The following is a 19,748-nucleotide window of genomic DNA, read 5'->3' as shown; positions in this document are numbered from 1 at the left end:
CGAGTTATCCCTTCACTACCCGGACCGATTCCCAACCAACTAAATAAAACCATTTACACAAAAAACTTGACAAGCCCCTCAACGGTCAGGAATTTCTCGGGAGACTTCACGAAGAGTTCATACGTAATTCCGAGATAGAGCATTCGCTTGACGCACATGGGATCGCGAAGCTTAAGGTAACCGCGAAGAACACGACTATTCTTGCGGGGCGCACTCGCCTCGGCGATGTAAACAGCAAAAGATTCGTCGAACAGTCTCCCTGTAGCTGTTATATCCTGAGCGAAATCCTCAACTTCCTCATCAAGCGAGTCCGTCACGGTCTTCTTCCTCGAAATCATCGAGGAACAGCTCCTCGAACCACTGGAGGGTTTCAAACTCATCACGGAACTCAGCTTCGCGCCGGTTGAGCGTATATTCAGCCATCCGTTCTTCAAACTCTTCGCGCGAAATCCTCAGTTCGGACAGAATGGCATCCATGCGTGCGCGAATCTGCTCAAGACTTGTGTACTTGGGTCCATAGATGATTGACATAGCCACAGCCTAGCCGACGAACAGAACCCTGCCCAGACCAATTTTTCGGCAATTTTACGCGGGAATCATGCACCCGCGATGAGCTGATCCTACTCCGGGTGCTGAGCTTTTTTCGCCCGGTGGAGATACCCCAGGGCGTAGCAGGTAGCGAAGACAATCACCGCGAAACGCGTCCACGAGGAGTTGTTGATCGCCACCACGGCAAGGCATACGCCCATATAGAGCACGGCGTGCAGAAGCTCGCCCAAGTTTTCCTTATACCTGCGGGAGAAACTCCACAGCGCGAGACCGCCAAGCGTCACAACTTCGGAGATGATTTCGAAATCAAAACGTCCGATGCGGTAAAAGTCGGCTGCGAAAAACGAGAAGAGCATGCCCCACATCAGTTCCGGGACAATTCTCGCCAACGCCGGTACTGGATCCCACATAACTACCGCGAAACGCCCTACAGCAAATCCGCGCGCAGCTGCGCCGCGCTGGCCGGGTGGAGCAAAGCCGGCGGAACATCGAAGAGGGTAACCGCCCCGCGTTCCCCGCGGGCATGCATACGCGCCACCGCGCGGGCGCAGGCCACCAGCACCGAACCGGTGAATTCCGGATTGGAATCCAACGCGAGGTTGAAGTGCAGCGCGTGCGAGGTACCCGGCGAGGTAGTCCCGTGGCGGATCACATCGCCACCGTGGGCCATCCCGGTGTGTTCGGCGGCAAACTCTTCGTCGGAGATAACGTGGACCTCAGTTTCGTACTCGGCGAAGTAGTTCGGCATCGTCACGATGGCCTGGCGCACCCCCTCCGGATCCGCACCGTTTTCCAACACCACGTAAACGATCCGGCGATGCTTATCACCCGCGCTGAGCTGGCCTTCCGTTTCTCCAGCCAAGGCCGCAGCCCGCACGTTCTCCTTGGGAACGGTGTACTGCACCGCGTTTTTCACACCCGGTACCCGCCGCACCGCATCCGAATGCCCCTGGGACAGGCCCGGTCCCCAGAAAGTTTCTGAGTGCCCAGCCGGCAAAACTGCCTCGGCCAGCAACCGCTGAAGCGAGAAGAGGCCCGGGTCCCAGCCTGCGGAAATGAGAGCGAGGGTGCCGGCCGTGCGGGCGGCGTCGTCGACCTGTTCGAAGTGCGCAGGAATCCGCGCGTGCGTATCAAAAGAATCCACCACGTTAAAACCGGAGGCAACCAGCGGCGTTTGCGTATCGAGGTCCGATTTCGAGCCACCGCAATTGATAACGACGTCGATTTTGCCGGCCCAGCGGGCGCGCAGCTGCGGATCGGTGAGTTCGGCGGCGGGGAATGCCGGGCCGGAGGCGGTCATGACGCCTTCGCGGCGGGTGAAGACCCCCACCAGCTCCAGGTCGGGGGCGAGGCTGAGGGCCTGTTCCACCCCGCGGCCCAGGTTGCCGTAGCCGTTGATCGCGATGCGCGCGTGTGTCATGCGTGTGGTTCTTTCTCGAGTTCGTCATCTGTATGCCCGGCGGACATAGCAAGAATAGTGTGGCGGGCAATCCGGCACACATCCTCAAGCGACGCGCCGGTTTCCACCTGGCGAAATGCGTCGAAAATGAGGGCGCGGCTGAACGAGGCCCAAATATCGGGATGCGCGATGCCGGTATCTTTCCAGCACATTTTGAGAGCATCGGTGAAGAAACCGTGGGCTTTATCCACACCCATTTTGGTATGCGCCGTGGCTTTATCCGAAACTTTCCCGCGGGCTGAGCGCATGAGCCCCATGAGCCATTTATGTGATTCGCGCTGGCCGGACTGGCGGATGCAGGCCACCACCAGCTGCGCGAGGCGTTCACGCGGTTCGGCGTTCATATCGACCTGGCCCATCACCTGGGCGCGCCACTTGGGCACATTGCGTTCGAGCACCAGGAGCCGCAGATCATCAACCGACCCGACATAGCGGTAAATGGAGTTGCGTGCGATACCCGCAGCCGCGGCCACCGCCCCGGCGGATAGTGTTTTGCCCGGCTCATCTTTGAGAATCTTTTCCGCGGCGTCCACGAGCCGAGCTGTCATAAGCTCCCGATGTTCGCGGACGGTTGGCGCAGAAATCTTTGGCATATCTCCTCCCAACGTCGCCCCCTATTGTTGCGGACTCAACCGATGAGCGCAACGGTTTAAACACACCCGGGTTTGCCCGTTCGCCGCGTTCGCGCACCCGCAGCCAGCCCAAACGCACACCACGCCCGCACACACGCCCGCACACACCCACCCGCTCGATGCGAAATCCGACGCGAGGCGCTACACTTTGTCGGTACTGCTGAGGTGACCGAGAGAGGCGAACCGGCGTGGCTGATAAAAACGCGCGTAACTCCATCCCTACTACAGAAACCCCTTCCCCCCATATCCCCTCATTGCAGAGCATCGGATTTGATCGGGAAAAATACATTAAGCTCCAGTCCCAAAAAATTAGGGAGCGCCGCGAAAAGATCGGCGGGAAACTCTATTTGGAGATGGGCGGGAAGCTTTTCGATGATTTCCACGCCTCGCGCGTGCTACCCGGATTCACCCCGGATAATAAGATCGCCATGCTGGCCGAATTGAAGGATGAGCTGGAAATCGTCGTTGCCGCGAACGCGCGTGATCTCAAGGCAAAACACCGCGCTGACCTGGGCATTTCTTATGAGGATGAGGTGCTGCGCCTCGTGGATGTATTCCGCGAAGCCGGTTTCATGGTCAATTCCGTGGTGCTCACCCAGTACGAGGAAGATAACCACGAAGCGCGCGACTTCCGCCGCCGTCTTATTAAATTGGGGCTCAATGTGGCGCGCCATCGCCGCATCCCGGGTTACCCGTCCAATACCGCGCTCATTGTTTCCGAGGACGGTTTCGGGAAGAACGAATACGTGGAAACGCAGCGTGATCTCATTGTGGTGACGGCGCCGGGGCCGGGATCAGGCAAGCTCGCAACCTGCCTCTCGCAGCTCTACCACGACCATCAGCATTCCATCACCTCGAATTACGCGAAGTTTGAGACGTTCCCCGTGTGGAATATTCCGCTGGATCATCCCGTCAACCTCGCTTACGAAGCGGCGACGGCCGATCTGGACGACGTCAATATGATCGACCCCTTCCACCTGGTCGCCTACGGCGTGCAAACGATTAATTACAACCGCGACGTCGAGGTGTTCCCGCTGCTCAGCCTGCTGCTGCGCGAACTTTCCGGGGAAACACCGTACAAATCCCCCACGGACATGGGCGTCAATATGGTCGGATATTGTATTTCCGACGACGACGTTTGCCGCGAAGCCGCCCGCCAGGAAGTCATTCGCCGGTATTACCGCGCGCTTGTCGATGAGAAGCGCAGCGAATCCGAACCCGTATGCTCAGAACGCATCGCTCTTATTATGGCCAAGCTCGGGGTGACCGGCACCGACCGGCCGGTGGTACCCCCGGCGCTGCGCAAAGCCGAGGCCACGGGTGGGCCGGCCGCCGCGCTCCAGCTCCCGGATGGCACCATCGTGACCGGGAAAACCTCGGAACTGCTGGGCTGTTCCGCCGCGGTGCTGCTTAACGCGCTCAAGGTGCTAGCCGGTATTGACGATTCGGTGAAGCTGCTGGCTCCGGAAGCTATCACTCCGATCCAGACCCTTAAGACGGAGCACCTGGGCTCGCGTAATCCGCGCCTGCACACCGATGAGGTGCTTATTGCGCTCTCGGTTTCCGCCGCCTCCGATCCCACCGCGGCAGCGGCGCTGAGCAAGCTCAAGGATCTGCAGAATTGCGATGTTCATACCACCACGATCCTCGGCTCCGTAGACGATGGTATTTTCCGTTCCCTCGGCGTGAATGTCACGAGCGAACCGCACTACCAGCGCAAAACGCTGTACCGGAAATAGCTAAGCAGGAGAGTTGGTCTACGTGGTGCGGCGGCGCTAGCTGCGGTAATGAACCGTGAAGCTGGCGCCGTCACCCATATCTACCAGGTCACCATCCTCCAGGCGGACCGCGTGACCCGGCTCGATGCGGCGCAGCGGGCCATCTCCGTGCCTGAGGTAGGTGCCGTTATTGGAATGGCAGTCCCGCAGGAATGCGCCGCCAGTCTCCACCGCAACCTCGCAGTGGGTGCGTGAAATTTCCTGACGCGGGGAGGGAACCGGGAGGAGCTGGGTGGCAGCCGGATCCGCGCCCGCGCCCGCGGCATCGAGGAGCGGGCGGCGCCCCATAATAATATTTTTGAGAGCCGGGCTCACCCCGCCCAGCATAACGTTTTCCCCGAAGGAGAAGCGCAATTCAATCGCCGGGAGCGGGGCCGGTATACCGGAGGAAGGATAGGGCTCGGTGCTCTGTACCGGGTAAGCTTCGGTGGCCGCGGCATAGCTGGGCACCGGGGCGCTCTCTGCCACCGGCGCCGCCGGAGGCAGCGGGGGTGCTGGCGGTACCGGAGGCTCCGGAACCGCCGGGCGATCAGCGGGCAGAGCTGCCGGGCGCTCAACCGGGGCCGCCGGCCGGCCGCTCAAAACCGGGCTGAGGCTGATGCGAGCGCCTCCGGCGCGGGCCATACCGCGTTCCAAGGGGAGGGCCGGGCCCGGTGCGGGAGCTGCGCCGTCGTTCCCGGGTGCCCCAGCGCACCCGACTGCGCCGTCGTTCCCACCACGAGCAGCATTTTCCGCACCCGCAGCGCCAACGTTCCCCACGGTGACCGTGGTGTCCTGGGTAGTGGCGGCTTCCTGCCAGGTCAGGGCGTTACTGCCATCCGCGACCGCGCGGCCGGTGGCATCGCGAACAATGAGGCCGTGGGCGGCAACCCGCAGCAGCGGGCCGTCGGCGTAGAACAACGCGAAATCCGCGCCCAGCGCGGACCACAGATGGGTGAGAAGAGTGGGGAAATCATGGCCGGCACGCACTGTTTCCCATATCGCGGCCGGATCCGCGGGTAGCGCGGGCGTGAACACCGCCAGGCCGGGCACGCAGGCCAGCAGCCCATCACCGGGATAAGAATAGGACGGCATGGCTCCTCCTCGACCTGGTTCCATGAGTCACATCTCTGCTTGCAAGGATACCGCGCCCGGCAAGCGGCCTGCGCCACTTTCTGCCAGAATAGAGGTATGTCGCTCATGAATTGGGCCCTCGAGGTCGCCACCGCTCACCCTGAACTTGACGGCGCGCTGGTTAATTCCGACGGGCCCTGGCTGGATGTTCTGCTCCCGGACGGACGCACGTTCCGCTTCCGCCCCTTTGAGATGATCGATCCGGATGCTCCCGAAGAACGCCGGCGCGAACTTCTCAACCGCCTCATTACTATCGGCGTATCCGGGGCCACCACCCCGCAGGTTACCGAGGGCGCGGCCGGGTCCACCCAGCCGGGAGCGGCGTCGCCCCACAACGGAGCGGAAAGCAGCGCAAGCGCTACCGGAACCGGGGCGCCAACGGGAAGCAACGCGCCCGAAATGCCCGGTACGCCTCCGGGCCGCGGCCAGAAAAACCTGTCCTGGCGGGATATCTTCGCGCAATTCTTCGGAACCATGGATCCGAGTGACCCCGGCTTCCCGCACCACGATCCCGCGCTCGCGGAGCTCTCGGAGGAACAGGATGACACCGAGGGGCCGATTATGCCGATTGTGCGCGCCGCGGACTATTTCACGCGCGTCAACCGGCGCGAGGATGATTCCTTTATCTACCTGCCGCTCACGGATTTCGTTGGCGTGGGCCTGGCGCGCGACACCCCGGATAACATCATTCCGCTGTATTTCTCGGACCTGGATCTGATTCCGGGAACGGATGATCTGGGTCCGATCTTCGGGCACGCGGTGGAATCACTGCGCGGCCTGAACGCGCAATCGGGCTACGCGGCCCTGGAGCTGGCCGTCATGCTCTACGCGGGTGCGCGGGTGCTGGCTTTTACCGAGCCGAATAACTACCAGAGTTCCTGGTTCGCGGATGTGGATCTGGTCCAGCAGGTGGCGTACTCCATCAGCAAGCAATATCACGGCGCGCTGCCGCTTTTCGTGCCGGCTTCGCGTTCGCGCCTGTTCGTGGTGCTGGCGGATGATCCGGAACTTCCCGCGCTCTTCAACCGTTTGCTCCAGGATTACGATATCGACGACGCTATCTACCCGCTCCCCCACACCGTGGCCGCGGACGGCTGGATGGAATGGATTCCTATGCCGGATCACCCGGCCTACGCACCACTGGCGAATCTGCGCACCACCTTCCGCGGGCGCATGTACGATCACCAGCAGGAATTCCTCTCGCGCTGGCCGGAAGAGATGGGCCACGTGGCCCTCTACGAGGTGCATGACCTGGACGAAGGCGCGGTGAGCCTGACGCAGTGGCGCCGCTCGGATCGCTACGGATCCATCCCTGCGGTTGCAGATTTCATTAATTACCTTGACGACGCCGATCCCGAAGCCGCCAATATCACCATTCGCCTGGATGTGGCCCGCGATGTGTGGCCCGAGGGCTTCAAGCCTCTCGAGAACGTGTGGCCGCCGCGCTACGAAGTGTCCGGATTCCCCGATCCGGAAACCTTCCAGAAGCTGAGCGAAGCGGCGCACCGCGCGTTTTAGGCGCTCCAGCTAGGCGCGCCCCCACTGGCCGCGGTAGAAACGTCCGAGCGTTTCTTCTTTGCAGGCCGCGTAATCCCCGGATTCGATGGCCGCGCGGATGGTGTCCACGAGGTGCACGGTGAAGTACTCATTGTGGATGGTGGCAAGCGTGGCCGCCAGCGCTTCTTTCGCCTTGAAAAGGTGATTGAGGTAGGCGCGCGAATAGTTTTGGCAGGTGTAGCACTCGCACTCGGGCACCAGCGGCCCGAAATCGGTGCGGAACTGGGCGCGGGTCACGTTGAAACGCCCGTCGGGTGAATAGATCGCGGCATTGCGCGCCACCCGGGAAGGGTTGACGCAATCGAAGGTATCCGCGCCGGCTTCGATAGCGGCGAAGAAATCATCCGGTTCGGAAATCCCGAGGAGGTGGCGGGCTTTCGTTTCGGGTAGTTCCTCGCTCACCCAGGCGCAGATGGTTCCGAGCTTCTCCTTTTCCAGGGCCCCGCCGATCCCGAAGCCGTCGAATTCCTGCCCGTCCACGCACATGGACCCGAGGTCCCGCGCGGCTTTGCGGCGCAGGTCCTCGTACTGCGCGCCCTGGATCACGCCGAAAAGCTGCTGGTAGGGTTTGTCCGCGCGTTCAATGGTGAGGCGGCGGTGTTCAGCCAGGCAGCGTTCGGCCCAGCGGCGGGTGCGTTCCAGGCTTTTTTCCTGGTAGGCCCGGGAGTTGAGGAGGGTGGTGAGCTCGTCGAAGGCGAACATAATATCGGCGCCGAGCTGGTGTTGGATCCCCATGGACACCTCCGGGGTGAAGCGGTGGCGCGAGCCGTTGAGGTGGGAACGGAACCATACGCCGTCGTCGTCCACATTCGCGAGGCGCTCTTTATCGCGCGCCAGTTCGGTATCCGCGCGCCCGGCGTTTTTCCCGGCGTACTCGTTGGTGAGCACTTTCTTGAAGCCGGAGCCGAGCGAGAGCACCTGGAACCCGCCCGAATCCGTGTAGGTCGGCCCGTTCCAGTTCATGAAGGCGGATAGGCCGCCGGCGGCGTCCAGGATCTCCGGGCCGGGTTGCAGGTAGAGGTGGTAGGCGTTGGCGAGCACGGCCTGCGCGCCGATACCGTGCACCTGCTCGGGCGTGAGCGTTTTGACAGTGGCTTTCGTGCCGACGGGAATAAACGCCGGGGTGGCGATATCGCCATGCGGGGTGTGGATAACGCCGGTGCGTCCCAACGGCCGCCCGGTGAGGTCACCCACGCGCGCGTCCAGGCGCGTCCCGATCGTAAATCCTGTTGTCACGCTCTCACCTTTCTGTTGCGGTGCGGTTTTGTGTGCGGCCTTTTCGGTACGACGACGCCGCCACCGGCCCGCTGCCTATCGTAAGCCTTCGTGGCGTTTGACCACACCAACCACGGCGTAGGTCAGGGGGAGGAACACCACTTCGATACCGACTTTATAAAGCCAGCCCACCAGGGAGAGGTTGACGATGGACCAGAATTCGACATTGCCGGCCGCGATATCCGCACCCCAGGCCACGAAGCAGAAAATAATGGTATCCAGCAATTCGCCCACGATGGTGGAGGAAATGAGGCGCACCCACAGGGCGCGTTCCCCGAAGCGGCGCTTAATCCAGACCAGCACGTAGGAATTGGAGAGCTGCCCGAAGAGGAATCCGAAAACGGAGGCCGCTACGAAGCGCGGCACCACGCCGAGCACCGCTTCGAAAGCTTCCTGGTTGGCGTAATCCGGGGCGGGCGGGGCGATCTGCACCAGCCAGAAACAGCAGGAGGCCAGGATCTGCACCCCGAAAGCGAGGATGATCGTGCGGGAGGCGACTTTGAAACCGTAAACCTCCGAAAGAAGGTCACCGATGATGTAGGTGAGCGGGAAGAGCATCGCGCCGCCGTCGAAATACAGATCAAGACCGCCGATATTCAGGGTGATGAGCTTCGTGGCGCCGATATTGGAAATGAGGAGGAAGGAGACGAAGAAAACCGCCACGTACACGAAGAGGTGGGAGCGGGCGACGTCCGCGAAGCGGGGAGTAGTTGGGTGCGTGCTGGCGCCGTGCGGCGCGGTGGACTGCGAGCTCATCGTGACCTTTCCATGCGTGTTGAGAAAATATGGTTATGGTGTCCGGCTCTGCCACCGCACGGACGGTCATGATTATAGCGGGATATTGTGGGGCACGAAGCGCCTTAATTCCTGAATCTAATTACTGTCCGAGTGCTAGCATTTTCTTAGATAATTTCCATATAGGTATTCCCTATACCGACTGCGCTGTCTGGAAGAAATATGCCTTCGAAGAAGAAACCCCTGATCCTAACGGTGCTCCTCGCGGTGCTCGCCCTCGTGCTCCCACAGGCCTACGCGGCACCGGATCCCGCGGCTCCGCCCGCCCCCACCGCGCTCGTCTTGCACGCCACTATTTATACGCGGCAGGACATAACATCCCTCAAACTTGAGGAAGGAACCGGGTGGAGCGCCGGGGAATGGGAAATCGCTCCCGAAGACGTCAAGTCCACCACGCCCCTGGCCAATGGCCTGAGCCGTTACGAAGTGGAATTCGCGGTGGAACCGGATGGCTACACCGCGGGCCAAACCCTGCCCTACACCTTGCGTGCTCCCGGTGGGTGGCTCGGCCGCACGATCAGTGACACCGTGCGGGTCCCGATCACGCAAACAGAATCGGGGGATCTGCGCGTTGATGTGGTGCTCCGGGAAAATATTGAACGGCGCTATTCCGTGAGCCTCGTGGACGCGAACGGCACTCCCGTCACCGGAACTATTGACCGCTTCGCGCTGCCCACCTTGGATGGGCCCCACTCGATCAGCCAGATCGTTAAGCGCGATGCGCAGGGCTTCTATTTCACACAAAACGCTGTATACGACGACGCTGGCCAATTCACCACGCCCCCGCTGCGCCCGGATCCGAATAAGCCGATGGATCCGCTCACGGTTCGCGATGGCGGCACCGAAAAAACCTATGAAGTGACCGCGGTGGAATCCAGTGATACCGGAGAATTCACGGTGCGTGTGCGGGAAGTGAAGCTGAGCACCGCCACCTTCCACGTGGTTATTGAGCGCCCCTTTGACGTGCTCGGGAAAAACGCCCGCTGGGCATTTGAGGTGAATGGCCGGGCCAATCCTCATGCCGCCCCGCAGCTCGCAATTCCCGCGGGCCGCGGTGATTTCACCACGGATATCACGGTGCCGAACCTTCCGGAAGGTGCGCGGCTATCACTTCCCGAGCTCCCGGAGGCTTATCCCTACTACGCAATAGCAAAGCAGAGTTACGACCCGGCCACCTCCACCCTGCGGGTCACCCTGAGCAAGCGAGTGTACTTCACGGTTTCGGATATCGAGAAAGTTACTTTTGGTGAGTTCGGGGTACGCCACGCGAAGTCCGGCTTTGAGCTCGGGCTGTATAACACGGCCGGTGAGCTAGTTGATACCTCAGTTGAAGAACCGGACATGGCGCCGCGTTACCTCTTCACCAAGGTGCTGCCCGGGGACTACCAGGTGCGTATTATCAGCGCCCCGGAACGTTTTAAGAGCGGTTTCGACCTGGAGCGTGCACAGCATTTCCGGCTCACGGAAACAGGCCGCTTGCAGGTGCTCGGCTTGACGAGCAGCAGCCCGGATGCGGAAACTTGGATTAATCCTGACGGCGGTAACGATGCCCGCTTCGATAACACCCCGGAGGCCACGGCGCTCCTCGGATTCAAAACTCCCTTGCGCATGTTTATTCCCAAGGCGCCGTCGTTCACCAAAACAATTGTGCAAAAGCAGCCGCAAGCTGAGGTGAAGCGCAGCCACGCGAGTCTCGGGGACGCCGTCGAATTTAAGATCGCGGGGAAGATCCCCGGCGATCATCGGCTCATTATGAAATACGGTAAGTACGTCGATTTCGGTATCAAAAATAACGTGACCCTGGTCGATGAGCTGGACGAACGCTTCGCTTACGTGGAAGGCAGCGCGCAGGTCCGCGAAGATGGTGAGGCCACCGCGAATTACGCGGTGCGTTACGATCCGGAAACTCGCCGTGTGATTCTGGAAGATCGCGATGCCGCGCACGTGACGAATTTTGATTTCACCACGCGGACCTCGTACCGGCCCGAGAAAAACGTGGAGGTCACCTTCCGTGCGCAGGTGCGTGAATTTGGTACGACGCCGCTGCGCAATATCATCCCGGGCGATGAAGTAGAGATCGTGCCTTTCCTGGATGTGCTGGTGAAGAAGCAGTGGACCGGCGGTGGGGATCTCATTGCCGGGGTGGATCCGGATACGTATCTCGATAATTTCGAGGTGGAAAGCTGGCAGGGCGAGACGAAGATCGCCACGGTTCCGGCGCGCACCTATCTCAAAGCCAAGAGTGTGGTGCGCGGCGAGGGCAAGAATTTCCAGTTTGAGCTGGAGAAATTGCCGATGTATACGCCTGAGGAACTAGCCAAAGCTCCGGCCGAGCGCACCGCGCTGACCTATCGGGTGACGGAGAAACTCCCCGAGGGCCTGGCCGGGCATTTCCGGGTGGAGCGCAAGGAGAGCGCCGGGGCGCATCCGCATGCGCGAGTCGTCGAATTCACGAATGTGTATGTGCCTCCTACGCCTCCTGAGCCGCCGGTTCCTCCGGTGACTCCGGAGCCCACGCCGACGGCCACGGCAACTCCGACGCCTACTCCTACTCCCACGCCCAGCGGGACGCCCACGCCGGAACCGACGCCTACTCCCAGCGGGACGCCCACGCCGGAACCGACGCCAAGCGAAACTTCAACGCCGGAGCCCACTCCAACGCCGACCGCACCGCCGAGTACGCCGCCCGCAACGCCAACGCCAACGCCGAGCACTACCGCCACACCAACTCCTACGCCAACGCCCAGCAAGCCGGCTGATGAGAAGCGGCTGGTATCCACCGGCGCATCCGGTGCCGCTGGCGGGTGTGCTGCCCTCGCATTGCTGAGCATGGGCCTGGTACTTGTTATCCGGCGCTCCCGGCGCGATCATTAGCGCAACCAGCTGCTCATATAACCGCAGCTGACATAAGCGTCCCGCCAACTGCCCCGTTTTCTCGATTCTTGCAACCGCATCGCGAAAACGAGGCAGTTCCGTCCCGTGCGGAAGGATTGTCGGCGCATGTATTACGTATCCCTACGGTACGAGTAGATATCACTATGTAAGTAACGGCCCCATGGTACTCAGGGGAAGAACATGGACGCCGCTTGGCAACGTGAATGCGGTGCGGCCGCCGGTCACCACCGCCAGGAAATCCGGGGCTTTCACCATGCGGGCGTCACGCAACCGGAGTAGATTGCGCTCCCCTGCGCTCACGGCGCGATCCGATTCGCCGAGTTTCACTTCGATGCCTGCCCAGTGACCATCGCTGAACTCCAGCAGAATGTCTACTTCCAGGCCGCTCTCATCACGGTAACCGAAACAGGTGGCATCGATCTGCTCCGCGTAGGTGCGGATGTCCCGGACCGCCATCGATTCGAAGATCTGGCCGAAATAGTCGGGGTCATTCGCGAGTTCTTCCGGGGTTGCGCGGAGGGCCGCGAGCGCCAGGGAGGGATCGCAGAAATGCAGTTTCGCCTGTTTGCGGAGCCGGGTTTTCGATCGCAAGGATCCGCTCCAGGGCGGGAGCTTCTCAACGATGAAAATCCGGGTAAGTGCATCGAGGTAGCTTCGTACGCTTTGTGGGGAGAGCTGGCCGCCGTCCGCGGAAATATCTTGGGAGAGGGTGGTGGCCGCGGTTTCGCTCGCGATATTACGAGCGAGGGAGCGCAGCAGGCGCCGCACCCGTTCCGGGTCGAAGCGGGCGTCCACCTGCGCGAGGTCCGCATGCGCGATATTGTCCACGTAGTTGTGGACGAATCGGATAAAGGCAGGATTTCGCGAGGAGACAAGGAAGGGCCAGCCGCCTCGCACCGCTTCGGTAGCGAGTTCGGGGTAGCTGAGGGCCCCGGGTACGTAGCGCACGTTTGTGGTGGTACGTAGCTCGTTCAGGGTGATGCGGTCTTCCCGCGGATACGCTTCGCCCAGGGCCATCGGGCGCATGCGCACCCGGGAGAGCCGGCCGGCCCCGGTGTGGCGGGTAATCGAATCTGCCGGAGTGGCCGAACCCGATAAAATGAACTGGCCCGGGGCGCGCCGCGCATCGATTTCGTGGCGGATCTCGTTCCACAGGATCGGGGCGAGCTGCCACTCGTCAACGAGCCGGGGAATATCACCTTCCAGAACTCCCTGGGGATTGAGTTCCGCAAGGCGCTGGTTGGAAGCCTGGTCTACGCGAAATTCTGAGTGTGCGTGGAATATACCCGTTTCGGTTTTACCGCAGCCGCGCGCACCTTCAATCACCACGCCACCCATGATTTCCAGGTCTTGTTGCAGCACTGTATCAACCGCGCGCCGAATATAAGCCATGCTGTGAGACTAGCCGTTTCTCGCGCCATTGTCACTATTGCGGGAGTTTGGATATCACTATTGCGGGCTTTTCATTATCAGTCTTGCGTATTCGCGGTCGCCGCTTTTGAGGCCTCGCAGCTATTGCTTTTACGGGGCCGGGCGTTTCCTCACCAGGTGCCGGGCGTTTCCTCACAGCTCATAGCAGCCCAGCTCACGCGCCTGCCAGCTATACTTTTCGGCAGGAGCTCGTGACATACCGGGCGCAAGGAAAGATTGGATCAATGAGCGCTTTTGAACCGTACCCGCAGCGGGGACCGCAACAGAACCAGCAGTATCCACTTCCGGGGCAGCCGTATCAGGGGCCGGGACAGCCGTACCCCACCGCTCCGGAGGCGTATCCCACAGCCCCGCCCGCTTACTACCAAGAGCCGCAATTCCGCACGGTCAACAAGATCGTTTACGTGCTCCTTGCTTTCTTCCTGGGCGGCTTCGGCGTCCACCGTTTCCTGCGCGGTCAGGTAGGTATCGGAATCTGCATGATTCTGTTTAACTGGCTCACTATCGGCATTTGGGCGCTGGTGGAGTTCATTATCGGCTGCGTGAAGCTCAGCAAGTACCCCGGTGACGATTTCATCTTCACCCAGAGCGGGGATTGGATTTACTAATTCATACTCCTGTTCTGCGCGGTCAGAATCCCGAACGCCCGTGGAGTCATAAGTAAAGGAGGGGTGCTACCGCTCCTCCTTTTCCTATGCCCCCACCTATAGAACCGAATTGGCCCGGTAGTACTCCTCAATAGCAGCTCGAGGAATAACCACGGTTGAACGAGTTTCGGTATCACAGTCCTTGCGGGCTTCCCGCCACGGAGCTTCGCGATGAGTTTTCTCAACCAACTCGTTTGGATTCAACTCGCCCAACTTCGCGCAGACGGCATCAACAACGCCCCGCTGCCGATCAGAAAGCCCTTCACCCCGACTGCGCAGCTCGCCCGGGTTAATGAAAAACTTGCGCCGGTGCTGAGCGAAGAGATCTGGTGATACCGGACCGTTCACCCACGCTTGAAAGTCTCCGTCAAAAAGAGGCTGGCCAGTTTCGCCGAGATAAGCGGCCTGGCAGTAGAAGGTGAGTTTTTGCAATTTCATGGTGGTCATCCGCCCGCAGCGCTCAAGAATACGCCCGGCAATATCTTCGACATTCGTCATCCCGCACCTCCTCATGTCACGTATTCGAACCGGCAATTTGGTTATAATTCTAGCATGGACGAAAGCCCGCGCCCCACAATCTCCAAGTCCGCTGCAACAAGCGCCGGCAGGGTCTTGACGAAGCTCTACACTGAGCATCCTGAAGATGCTGAGGTTCGCTGTCAAGAAGACCAGATTTCCGCGAATGCGCTTGTTACCGTCCAAAACTGGCGTTCCCAACATCTGGAGCCAACCCTCAACGCTTTTGCTGTGGCCCGGGATATTACCACAGATATCCCTGGCACCCTTGTCACTTTCCGACTCAAGCGAATAAGCTCCATCGTAGCAAAGCTAAGTCGTTCGAAGAACGACTTTCGCCTAGGGGCCATGGACGACATCGGTGGCTGCCGCATCATCACGAATAGCTGCGATGATGTTTTCAATATTGTCACCAACCTATCCAAGAAGATGGACCTCAAACCCGAAAGCGGGGTGAAGGACTATATTCGAACGCCGCAACGTAGTGGATACAGGTCGTACCACCTGATTACTCTGACACCCCCAACACCCACCGGATACCGAGTTGAGATTCAGGTCAGGACATTCCTTCAACACGCGTGGGCCACAGCTCTTGAGGCTGCTGGATCCATGTACGAACGGAATTACAAAAACCCCGCCATCGCTGCCACCATGGACGAATCCGAAAAGACCAATCGCAGGTTCTTCCAGATTGTCTCCGCACTTTTCGCCCTCTCGGAGAATCAACCCGTTCCACCCGGAATGTCCTCCGATAAAAATGAACTCCTCGCAGAATTGAGAGCATCCGAAAAGTACCGCGCCCTCTTCCACGATCTTGCCAACTCATCCGCCAGCAGCTATCAGAACTTCATCCCAGCACCCACCGCAGGTGGAGAAGGCACAAGCTTGTACGTCCTCGAATACGACCAGGAAGCCCAGAGCCTGCGGGCGGAGCCTTTTCCACACTCGGCCCTCGCGGATGCCGTACGCGCCTACAATGACCGCGAAGAAAATGATGTATTTGGACAAACTCGCGACACAGTATTAGTTCATGCGCAAACACCGGAGAATCTTGCCCTGGCGTTCCCGAACTACACCGCGAATTTGGATGTGTTCAATCGCAGAATCGCGCCCTATTTCGGGGAGAACTAGTAAAGCAACCGCAGCGTGGGGGTGTCGCCGTCGCGGCCCTGGGCGATGGCGATGGACTCATCCGCAGCGGTGCCCAGAGTTTGCCCTGGCATGAGGGTTGCGCCGTCGGAAATAATATATCCGGCGGTGTTCGCGAGCAGTTCGTACACGGCCTCGCGCGGGCGGTGACTATCCTTCACCTCGAGGTCAAGGTGCCCGAAAAGCGGCAGGCCCACGGTGCGCCCGGATACTAGCTCGCCGGCGCGCATCGGCACGTAAATCCACAGTAGGAACGGGTCTGCGGCGTCGATCCGATAACCGGTCACCACATCGGCGGGGTAGATGATGCCCAACTCGGGGCGCGCCACGCCCACCGCGGCTTCCTCGCCCATGAGCGAGCGGATCACGGCCGTGTACACCCGGTGCAGCGTGTGCATAGAGGTACGACGCCGCGCCGCGAACTCGTCGCTCACCGGGTCGGGCATGTCCTCCCCGGAGCGCGCCATATCGGAGAAAAACGTCATCATAATGTGGAAAGCGTGCGGCGGGGTGGCACCCTCGAGCGCGGCCGGCCCGGAGACGGGCGTGAGCAGCACAGTCACGCCACTGGCCAGAAAATTGAACACCTGCCCGCCGGGGAGTTCATCCAGGTGGACATCGAGGGTCTGGCCGTCCACTTCCACTCGTTCCAGCGCCGCGCGCACGTCAATCGGCGCACTAAAAAGGGCGACGGCGCCCAGGTGGTCAGGGGCAACAGGATGAATAGCGGACACCGGAACTTGAGCCATGTGCCCTATCGTAGCGGCTTGGCCAAGGCGAGTGCGATGCGGGTTTCTCCCCTGGGCTAATGCGGGCTTCCTCTTCACGCGCGGCCCGGTGCGGCTTTGCGGAAATACAGTCTTCCAACACCAAGGGAGGTCCGCTACACAGGAAACGAAAGAAACGAAAAGGAGGTGTGATATGACAACTGTTTCACATGATGACAAAATCGCGCAGATTGATCCGGAGATCATGGATCGAATCCGTCGGCTTCTCGCTAAGTCACGCAGGATCGAATTGGTTTTTGACGGTATTGCTGTAGAAGTTCCACCCCGCTGCGCGCGCAAATTTCGATGGCCGTGCAGGAAGAACCTGATGGAGATAGGGAAATCTCCACTCAGGAATCTGCCGATCTGTTGAATATGACCCGCCCGACCGTGGTGAAGCTATGCGAAGACGGCGCACTACCGTTTCGGAAAATTACCACCCACCGCCGGCTCTGGCTCTCGGATGTACTGAATTATCGAGAAAAGCAGTGGCAGCAAACTCGTGAAGCTCTCGATGCTCTCATGGCAGATTCCTATGCCATGGGCGATTACGACGAAGATCCCGAAGTTATCACCCAGGCAATCCGAGAGATGGGCAGTGGGAACTAATGCGCGCGGCTTACCTGGATACCGACCGCACTCCGTAGCGATTGAGATGTGATCGTCACGCTCAACATCTAGCTGAACCTGCGGGTACGCGCCTGAGGAAGATCCAATATGGATCCCACAGGGCGCGTACCCGCAGGCCGCAGGAGTAGGAGTGTTCTAGACGATTACGTAGACCAGGGTGCAGAAACCGAAGGATACGAGGGATATGACCGAGGTGAACGTGGTCCACATCTTCAAATTAGTTTTCGTATCTACCTGGAGGAAACCGCCTACTAGCCAGAACCCGGAATCGTTGACGTGGGAAGCGAAGAACGATCCTGCTCCCATTGCCACGACAACGAGCGCGGTTTGGATGTCATTGAGTCCGGCCCCCGCCACAGTTGCTGCTAGCAAGGCTGCGGTGGTCTGGATGGCCACAGTTGCTGAGCCTTGTGCGACTCGTAGTGCCAGGGAGATAAGGTAGGCAGCCAGGAGCAGGGGAATACCAAGATCAGCTAGCGTGTTAGCAAGCGCGGTACCAATACCGGTTTCACGTAACACGGACCCGAACATACCGCCAGCACCGGCCACCATGACGATCGCTGCCACGGACTTGAACCCAGCGTCGTTGATCTTGTCGATATTCTTCCAGGGTACTTTACGTACATAACCCAAAATGATTGATGCAACCAGAGCGGTAACGAACAGGGCTACCGCGGTTTCACCGAAGAATTTCAGGGCGCTTGCCCACGCCGCGTGTTCTGGGATGATACCAGCTGACTGCAAAGTACTAGTCACCGTGTTACCGGTAATCAACAGGATCGGGAGCATGAGAATAAAGAGAACGGTTGCGAAGCCGGGCTCTTTCCCGGGTAGTTCACGCCCAGATTCTTTAGATCCCAAAACGTTGGGGATGGGAACATCGAACCTCTTCGAGAGCCATAACGCGAAGCGGTAACCGGCTAGATACCACGTGGGAATCGCAACGATTAGACCGACCAGGAGCACGGTCCCGATATTAATGTTCATCGTGGTAGCCGCGGCCACCGGGCCGGGATGGGGCGGCATGAGTCCGTGCATGACCTGGAACGCTCCAGCTGCCGGCAAGGCATACAAGAGTACTGGTCCGCCCAGGCGGCGGGCAACGGAGAAGATGATCGGGAACATGACAATGAGTCCGGCGTCGAAGAAAATTGGGAAGCCGAACAAGAGTGAAGCTACCGAGAGTGCTAAAGGTGCTCGTTTTTCCCCAAACCAACGCAGCAGGGTTTGGGCGAGTACTTCAGCGCCCCCGGATTGTTCAAGCATGCGTCCAATAATTGCTCCGAACCCGATGATGAGAGCGAGTTTGCCAACGGTGCCCGAGAAACCGGTCAAGAGCATATCGAATAGCTCGCTGACTGGGACCCCGGTAGCAATAGCAGTCAGGGCTGATACCAGAATCAGTGCGACTGTAGCGTTGACTTTGAATACGATAATAAGGAAGAGTAAAACGGCGATCGCTGCTAGAGCGACACCGAGGAGACCTCCTGTTGTCAGAGTCATGAGTGCTCCTTCAATATATGAGCCTCTTTAGGAGAGGAGCTGGGCGGCGTTGGCCACGGCGCCTTGAACGTCGCCCGATTGTGGATAGAGCAATGACCGGCCAATGACCAGGCCGATCACGTTGGGGATCTCCAAGAGGAGAGCCCACCTGTGGAGGGTTTTGGCAGCATCATTGCTGACTTCCCCGCCGAGGATAACGATGGGTAGGGTAGTCGCCCTTGCGAAGCGTTCCAGGTCGGGAGTGTCGGGGAGTTTAAGTACCGTGTAGGCACTGTTGCTCCCCAAACCTGAAGCGATTGCTATCGAGCGGGTAACGGCATCGGTAGACACATCATTGACTACCTGTTTGTCTTCGCGCCGTGATATGAAGGGTTCGACCATAGCAATGCGTTGGCGTCGGGAAAGGTCGGTGACTACTTTCCCGGCCATCTCCAAAGTGCTCACGGTTTCTGTTTCGTCGTAGGCAATACGGAGAAGGATTTTCCCGCCTTGCAGGCCTGCTTTGGCTACTCCTCTAGCGGTATAGCCCGTGATACGGTCATCCAGTTCCCAGGCCGCGCCGGCCAGTCCTGCACGATTCATCGACCCGTAAACCCATTTGCCATCCAAGACTCCGAGCAGCGCGAGGTCTTCAATAATGTCGGCTGTTCCTAACAGTCCGGAAACCCCGGGCACGGCAAGCGCGTCACACAGGCGCTGGAGTAGATCGAAACGGTCTTCCATAGCACGCGGATTAGGGCCGGCGGCGAATGCGCCCCGGGCTGGGTGATCCGCGGCCATAATAAGGAATTTCCCGTTGGGTAGCAGGGTGGCGGGTTGCTCGCGTTTGAGCAAGGCTTTGTGAGCAGAACCCGGGCAACGCCGTCCTGCAATAAGCCTGGCAATATCCATGGTTACTGGTTGCTTTCTGCTGATTGAGGTGTCTCGAGTAGCGCGTCAGTATGATTCGCGGCCAGCACGCGCTCGATTTCATCCTGGGTGGGCATAGCGGTGGAGCATTCGATACGCGAGGTGACGATCGCGCCGGCAGTGTTGGCATACCGGATCGTTTT

General features: G+C 59.9%; 19 protein-coding genes. 6 read left to right on the top strand and 13 right to left on the bottom strand.

Annotated features, from left to right (window positions below):
* Positions 1 to 53: 53 nt before the first annotated feature.
* The 5 genes from QP828_RS08290 to QP828_RS08270 all read right to left on the bottom strand — a co-directional run bounded on the left by QP828_RS08290 (position 54) and on the right by QP828_RS08270 (position 2,601).
* On the bottom strand, positions 54 to 317 hold the full coding sequence (locus QP828_RS08290; protein WP_274732652.1) for a hypothetical protein: 264 nt from the start codon (positions 315 to 317) through the stop codon (positions 54 to 56).
* A complete protein-coding gene (locus QP828_RS08285) occupies positions 301 to 531 on the bottom strand; it encodes a hypothetical protein (RefSeq protein WP_274732651.1) in 231 nt (76 codons plus the stop codon). Before QP828_RS08285 ends, QP828_RS08290 begins: the two co-directional genes overlap by 17 nt.
* Before the next feature lie 89 nt (positions 532 to 620).
* Positions 621 to 905 carry a hypothetical protein gene (locus tag QP828_RS08280; protein WP_274736448.1) on the bottom strand — a complete coding sequence of 95 codons (285 nt, stop codon included), beginning with the start codon at positions 903 to 905 and terminating at the stop codon, positions 621 to 623.
* 71 nt (positions 906 to 976) lie between these two features.
* A complete protein-coding gene (locus QP828_RS08275) occupies positions 977 to 1,969 on the bottom strand; it encodes a diaminopimelate dehydrogenase (protein ID WP_274732648.1) in 993 nt (330 codons plus the stop codon).
* Positions 1,966 to 2,601, bottom strand: a complete 636-nt coding sequence (locus QP828_RS08270; protein ID WP_016441998.1) for a hypothetical protein — start codon at positions 2,599 to 2,601, stop codon at positions 1,966 to 1,968. The genes QP828_RS08275 and QP828_RS08270 overlap by 4 nt, the downstream gene beginning before the upstream one ends.
* Before the next feature lie 293 nt (positions 2,602 to 2,894).
* On the opposite strand from QP828_RS08270, the gene QP828_RS08265 reads away from it, so the two are divergent.
* Positions 2,895 to 4,379 (top strand): DUF1846 domain-containing protein, encoded by a 1,485-nt coding sequence (locus QP828_RS08265; protein WP_039898180.1) that lies wholly within the window; start codon positions 2,895 to 2,897, stop codon positions 4,377 to 4,379.
* Positions 4,380 to 4,415: 36 nt separating this feature from the next.
* On the opposite strand, the gene QP828_RS08260 is transcribed toward QP828_RS08265, so the two are convergent.
* On the bottom strand, positions 4,416 to 5,492 hold the full coding sequence (locus tag QP828_RS08260) for an FHA domain-containing protein (RefSeq protein ID WP_274732647.1): 1,077 nt from the start codon (positions 5,490 to 5,492) through the stop codon (positions 4,416 to 4,418).
* A 96-nt stretch (positions 5,493 to 5,588) separates the two neighbouring features.
* Between QP828_RS08260 and QP828_RS08255 the strand changes: the two genes are divergently transcribed.
* Positions 5,589 to 7,049 carry a hypothetical protein gene (locus QP828_RS08255; RefSeq protein WP_274732645.1) on the top strand — a complete coding sequence of 487 codons (1,461 nt, stop codon included), beginning with the start codon at positions 5,589 to 5,591 and terminating at the stop codon, positions 7,047 to 7,049.
* Between the two features lie 9 nt (positions 7,050 to 7,058).
* Here the strand turns inward: QP828_RS08255 and tgt are convergent, their stop codons facing one another.
* Together tgt and QP828_RS08245 are read right to left on the bottom strand one after the other, a co-directional pair.
* The gene (gene tgt / locus QP828_RS08250) at positions 7,059 to 8,324 is read right to left on the bottom strand and encodes a tRNA guanosine(34) transglycosylase Tgt (RefSeq protein WP_375712913.1); all 1,266 of its coding nucleotides are present in this window, start codon (positions 8,322 to 8,324) and stop codon (positions 7,059 to 7,061) included.
* A gap of 75 nt (positions 8,325 to 8,399) precedes the next feature.
* Positions 8,400 to 9,119: a queuosine precursor transporter gene (locus tag QP828_RS08245; protein ID WP_274732644.1), complete on the bottom strand. Its 720-nt coding sequence runs from the start codon at positions 9,117 to 9,119 to the stop codon at positions 8,400 to 8,402.
* A gap of 201 nt (positions 9,120 to 9,320) precedes the next feature.
* On the opposite strand from QP828_RS08245, the gene QP828_RS08240 reads away from it, so the two are divergent.
* Positions 9,321 to 12,032: an isopeptide-forming domain-containing fimbrial protein gene (locus tag QP828_RS08240; RefSeq protein WP_274732643.1), complete on the top strand. Its 2,712-nt coding sequence runs from the start codon at positions 9,321 to 9,323 to the stop codon at positions 12,030 to 12,032.
* 162 nt (positions 12,033 to 12,194) lie between these two features.
* On the opposite strand, the gene QP828_RS08235 is transcribed toward QP828_RS08240, so the two are convergent.
* Positions 12,195 to 13,445, bottom strand: a complete 1,251-nt coding sequence (locus QP828_RS08235; protein ID WP_274732641.1) for an ATP-binding protein — start codon at positions 13,443 to 13,445, stop codon at positions 12,195 to 12,197.
* Between the two features lie 263 nt (positions 13,446 to 13,708).
* Here QP828_RS08235 and QP828_RS08230 point away from each other — a divergent pair, with 263 nt between their 5' ends.
* A complete protein-coding gene (locus QP828_RS08230) occupies positions 13,709 to 14,092 on the top strand; it encodes a TM2 domain-containing protein (RefSeq protein WP_016442007.1) in 384 nt (127 codons plus the stop codon).
* Between the two features lie 96 nt (positions 14,093 to 14,188).
* On the opposite strand, the gene QP828_RS08225 is transcribed toward QP828_RS08230, so the two are convergent.
* The gene (locus QP828_RS08225; protein WP_274732637.1) at positions 14,189 to 14,629 is read right to left on the bottom strand and encodes a Panacea domain-containing protein; all 441 of its coding nucleotides are present in this window, start codon (positions 14,627 to 14,629) and stop codon (positions 14,189 to 14,191) included.
* Between the two features lie 54 nt (positions 14,630 to 14,683).
* Here QP828_RS08225 and QP828_RS08220 point away from each other — a divergent pair, with 54 nt between their 5' ends.
* Positions 14,684 to 15,778: a GTP pyrophosphokinase gene (locus tag QP828_RS08220; protein WP_274732635.1), complete on the top strand. Its 1,095-nt coding sequence runs from the start codon at positions 14,684 to 14,686 to the stop codon at positions 15,776 to 15,778.
* On the opposite strand, the gene QP828_RS08215 is transcribed toward QP828_RS08220, so the two are convergent.
* The gene (locus QP828_RS08215; RefSeq protein ID WP_274732634.1) at positions 15,775 to 16,545 is read right to left on the bottom strand and encodes a DUF4261 domain-containing protein; all 771 of its coding nucleotides are present in this window, start codon (positions 16,543 to 16,545) and stop codon (positions 15,775 to 15,777) included. The genes QP828_RS08220 and QP828_RS08215 overlap by 4 nt on opposite strands.
* A gap of 330 nt (positions 16,546 to 16,875) precedes the next feature.
* On the opposite strand from QP828_RS08215, the gene QP828_RS08210 reads away from it, so the two are divergent.
* The gene (locus QP828_RS08210) at positions 16,876 to 17,172 is read left to right on the top strand and encodes an excisionase family DNA-binding protein (RefSeq protein ID WP_274732633.1); all 297 of its coding nucleotides are present in this window, start codon (positions 16,876 to 16,878) and stop codon (positions 17,170 to 17,172) included.
* Positions 17,173 to 17,328: 156 nt separating this feature from the next.
* Here QP828_RS08210 and QP828_RS08205 read toward each other — a convergent pair whose 3' ends face one another.
* Positions 17,329 to 18,696, bottom strand: coding sequence for a GntP family permease (locus QP828_RS08205; protein ID WP_274732631.1), 1,368 nt, complete (start codon positions 18,694 to 18,696; stop codon positions 17,329 to 17,331).
* A gap of 27 nt (positions 18,697 to 18,723) precedes the next feature.
* On the bottom strand, positions 18,724 to 19,587 hold the full coding sequence (locus tag QP828_RS08200) for a Cgl0159 family (beta/alpha)8-fold protein (RefSeq protein ID WP_274736179.1): 864 nt from the start codon (positions 19,585 to 19,587) through the stop codon (positions 18,724 to 18,726).
* Between the last annotated feature and the right edge of the window lie 161 nt (positions 19,588 to 19,748).

It is taken from the genome of Actinotignum sanguinis (assembly GCF_030230305.1).
GTDB lineage: Bacteria > Actinomycetota > Actinomycetes > Actinomycetales > Actinomycetaceae > Actinotignum > Actinotignum sanguinis.
The sequence above is the reverse complement of the archived record's forward strand: the minus strand, read 5'-3'. Positions and strand labels throughout refer to the sequence as shown.

What these genes read in the sequence shown, in the direction of transcription:
- QP828_RS08285 (WP_274732651.1), bottom strand. Translation starts at nt 531, where the DNA reads ATGTCAATCATCTATGGACCCAAGTACACAAGTCTTGAGCAGATTCGC.
- QP828_RS08280 (WP_274736448.1), bottom strand. Translation starts at nt 905, where the DNA reads ATGCTCTTCTCGTTTTTCGCAGCCGACTTTTACCGCATCGGACGTTTT.
- QP828_RS08275 (WP_274732648.1), bottom strand. Translation starts at nt 1,969, where the DNA reads ATGACACACGCGCGCATCGCGATCAACGGCTACGGCAACCTGGGCCGC.
- QP828_RS08270 (WP_016441998.1), bottom strand. Translation starts at nt 2,601, where the DNA reads ATGCCAAAGATTTCTGCGCCAACCGTCCGCGAACATCGGGAGCTTATG.
- QP828_RS08260 (WP_274732647.1), bottom strand. Translation starts at nt 5,492, where the DNA reads ATGCCGTCCTATTCTTATCCCGGTGATGGGCTGCTGGCCTGCGTGCCC.
- QP828_RS08255 (WP_274732645.1), top strand. Translation starts at nt 5,589, where the DNA reads ATGTCGCTCATGAATTGGGCCCTCGAGGTCGCCACCGCTCACCCTGAA.
- QP828_RS08245 (WP_274732644.1), bottom strand. Translation starts at nt 9,119, where the DNA reads ATGAGCTCGCAGTCCACCGCGCCGCACGGCGCCAGCACGCACCCAACT.
- QP828_RS08240 (WP_274732643.1), top strand. Translation starts at nt 9,321, where the DNA reads ATGCCTTCGAAGAAGAAACCCCTGATCCTAACGGTGCTCCTCGCGGTG.
- QP828_RS08235 (WP_274732641.1), bottom strand. Translation starts at nt 13,445, where the DNA reads ATGGCTTATATTCGGCGCGCGGTTGATACAGTGCTGCAACAAGACCTG.
- QP828_RS08230 (WP_016442007.1), top strand. Translation starts at nt 13,709, where the DNA reads ATGAGCGCTTTTGAACCGTACCCGCAGCGGGGACCGCAACAGAACCAG.
- QP828_RS08225 (WP_274732637.1), bottom strand. Translation starts at nt 14,629, where the DNA reads ATGACGAATGTCGAAGATATTGCCGGGCGTATTCTTGAGCGCTGCGGG.
- QP828_RS08220 (WP_274732635.1), top strand. Translation starts at nt 14,684, where the DNA reads ATGGACGAAAGCCCGCGCCCCACAATCTCCAAGTCCGCTGCAACAAGC.
- QP828_RS08215 (WP_274732634.1), bottom strand. Translation starts at nt 16,545, where the DNA reads ATGGCTCAAGTTCCGGTGTCCGCTATTCATCCTGTTGCCCCTGACCAC.
- QP828_RS08205 (WP_274732631.1), bottom strand. Translation starts at nt 18,696, where the DNA reads ATGACTCTGACAACAGGAGGTCTCCTCGGTGTCGCTCTAGCAGCGATC.
- QP828_RS08200 (WP_274736179.1), bottom strand. Translation starts at nt 19,587, where the DNA reads ATGGATATTGCCAGGCTTATTGCAGGACGGCGTTGCCCGGGTTCTGCT.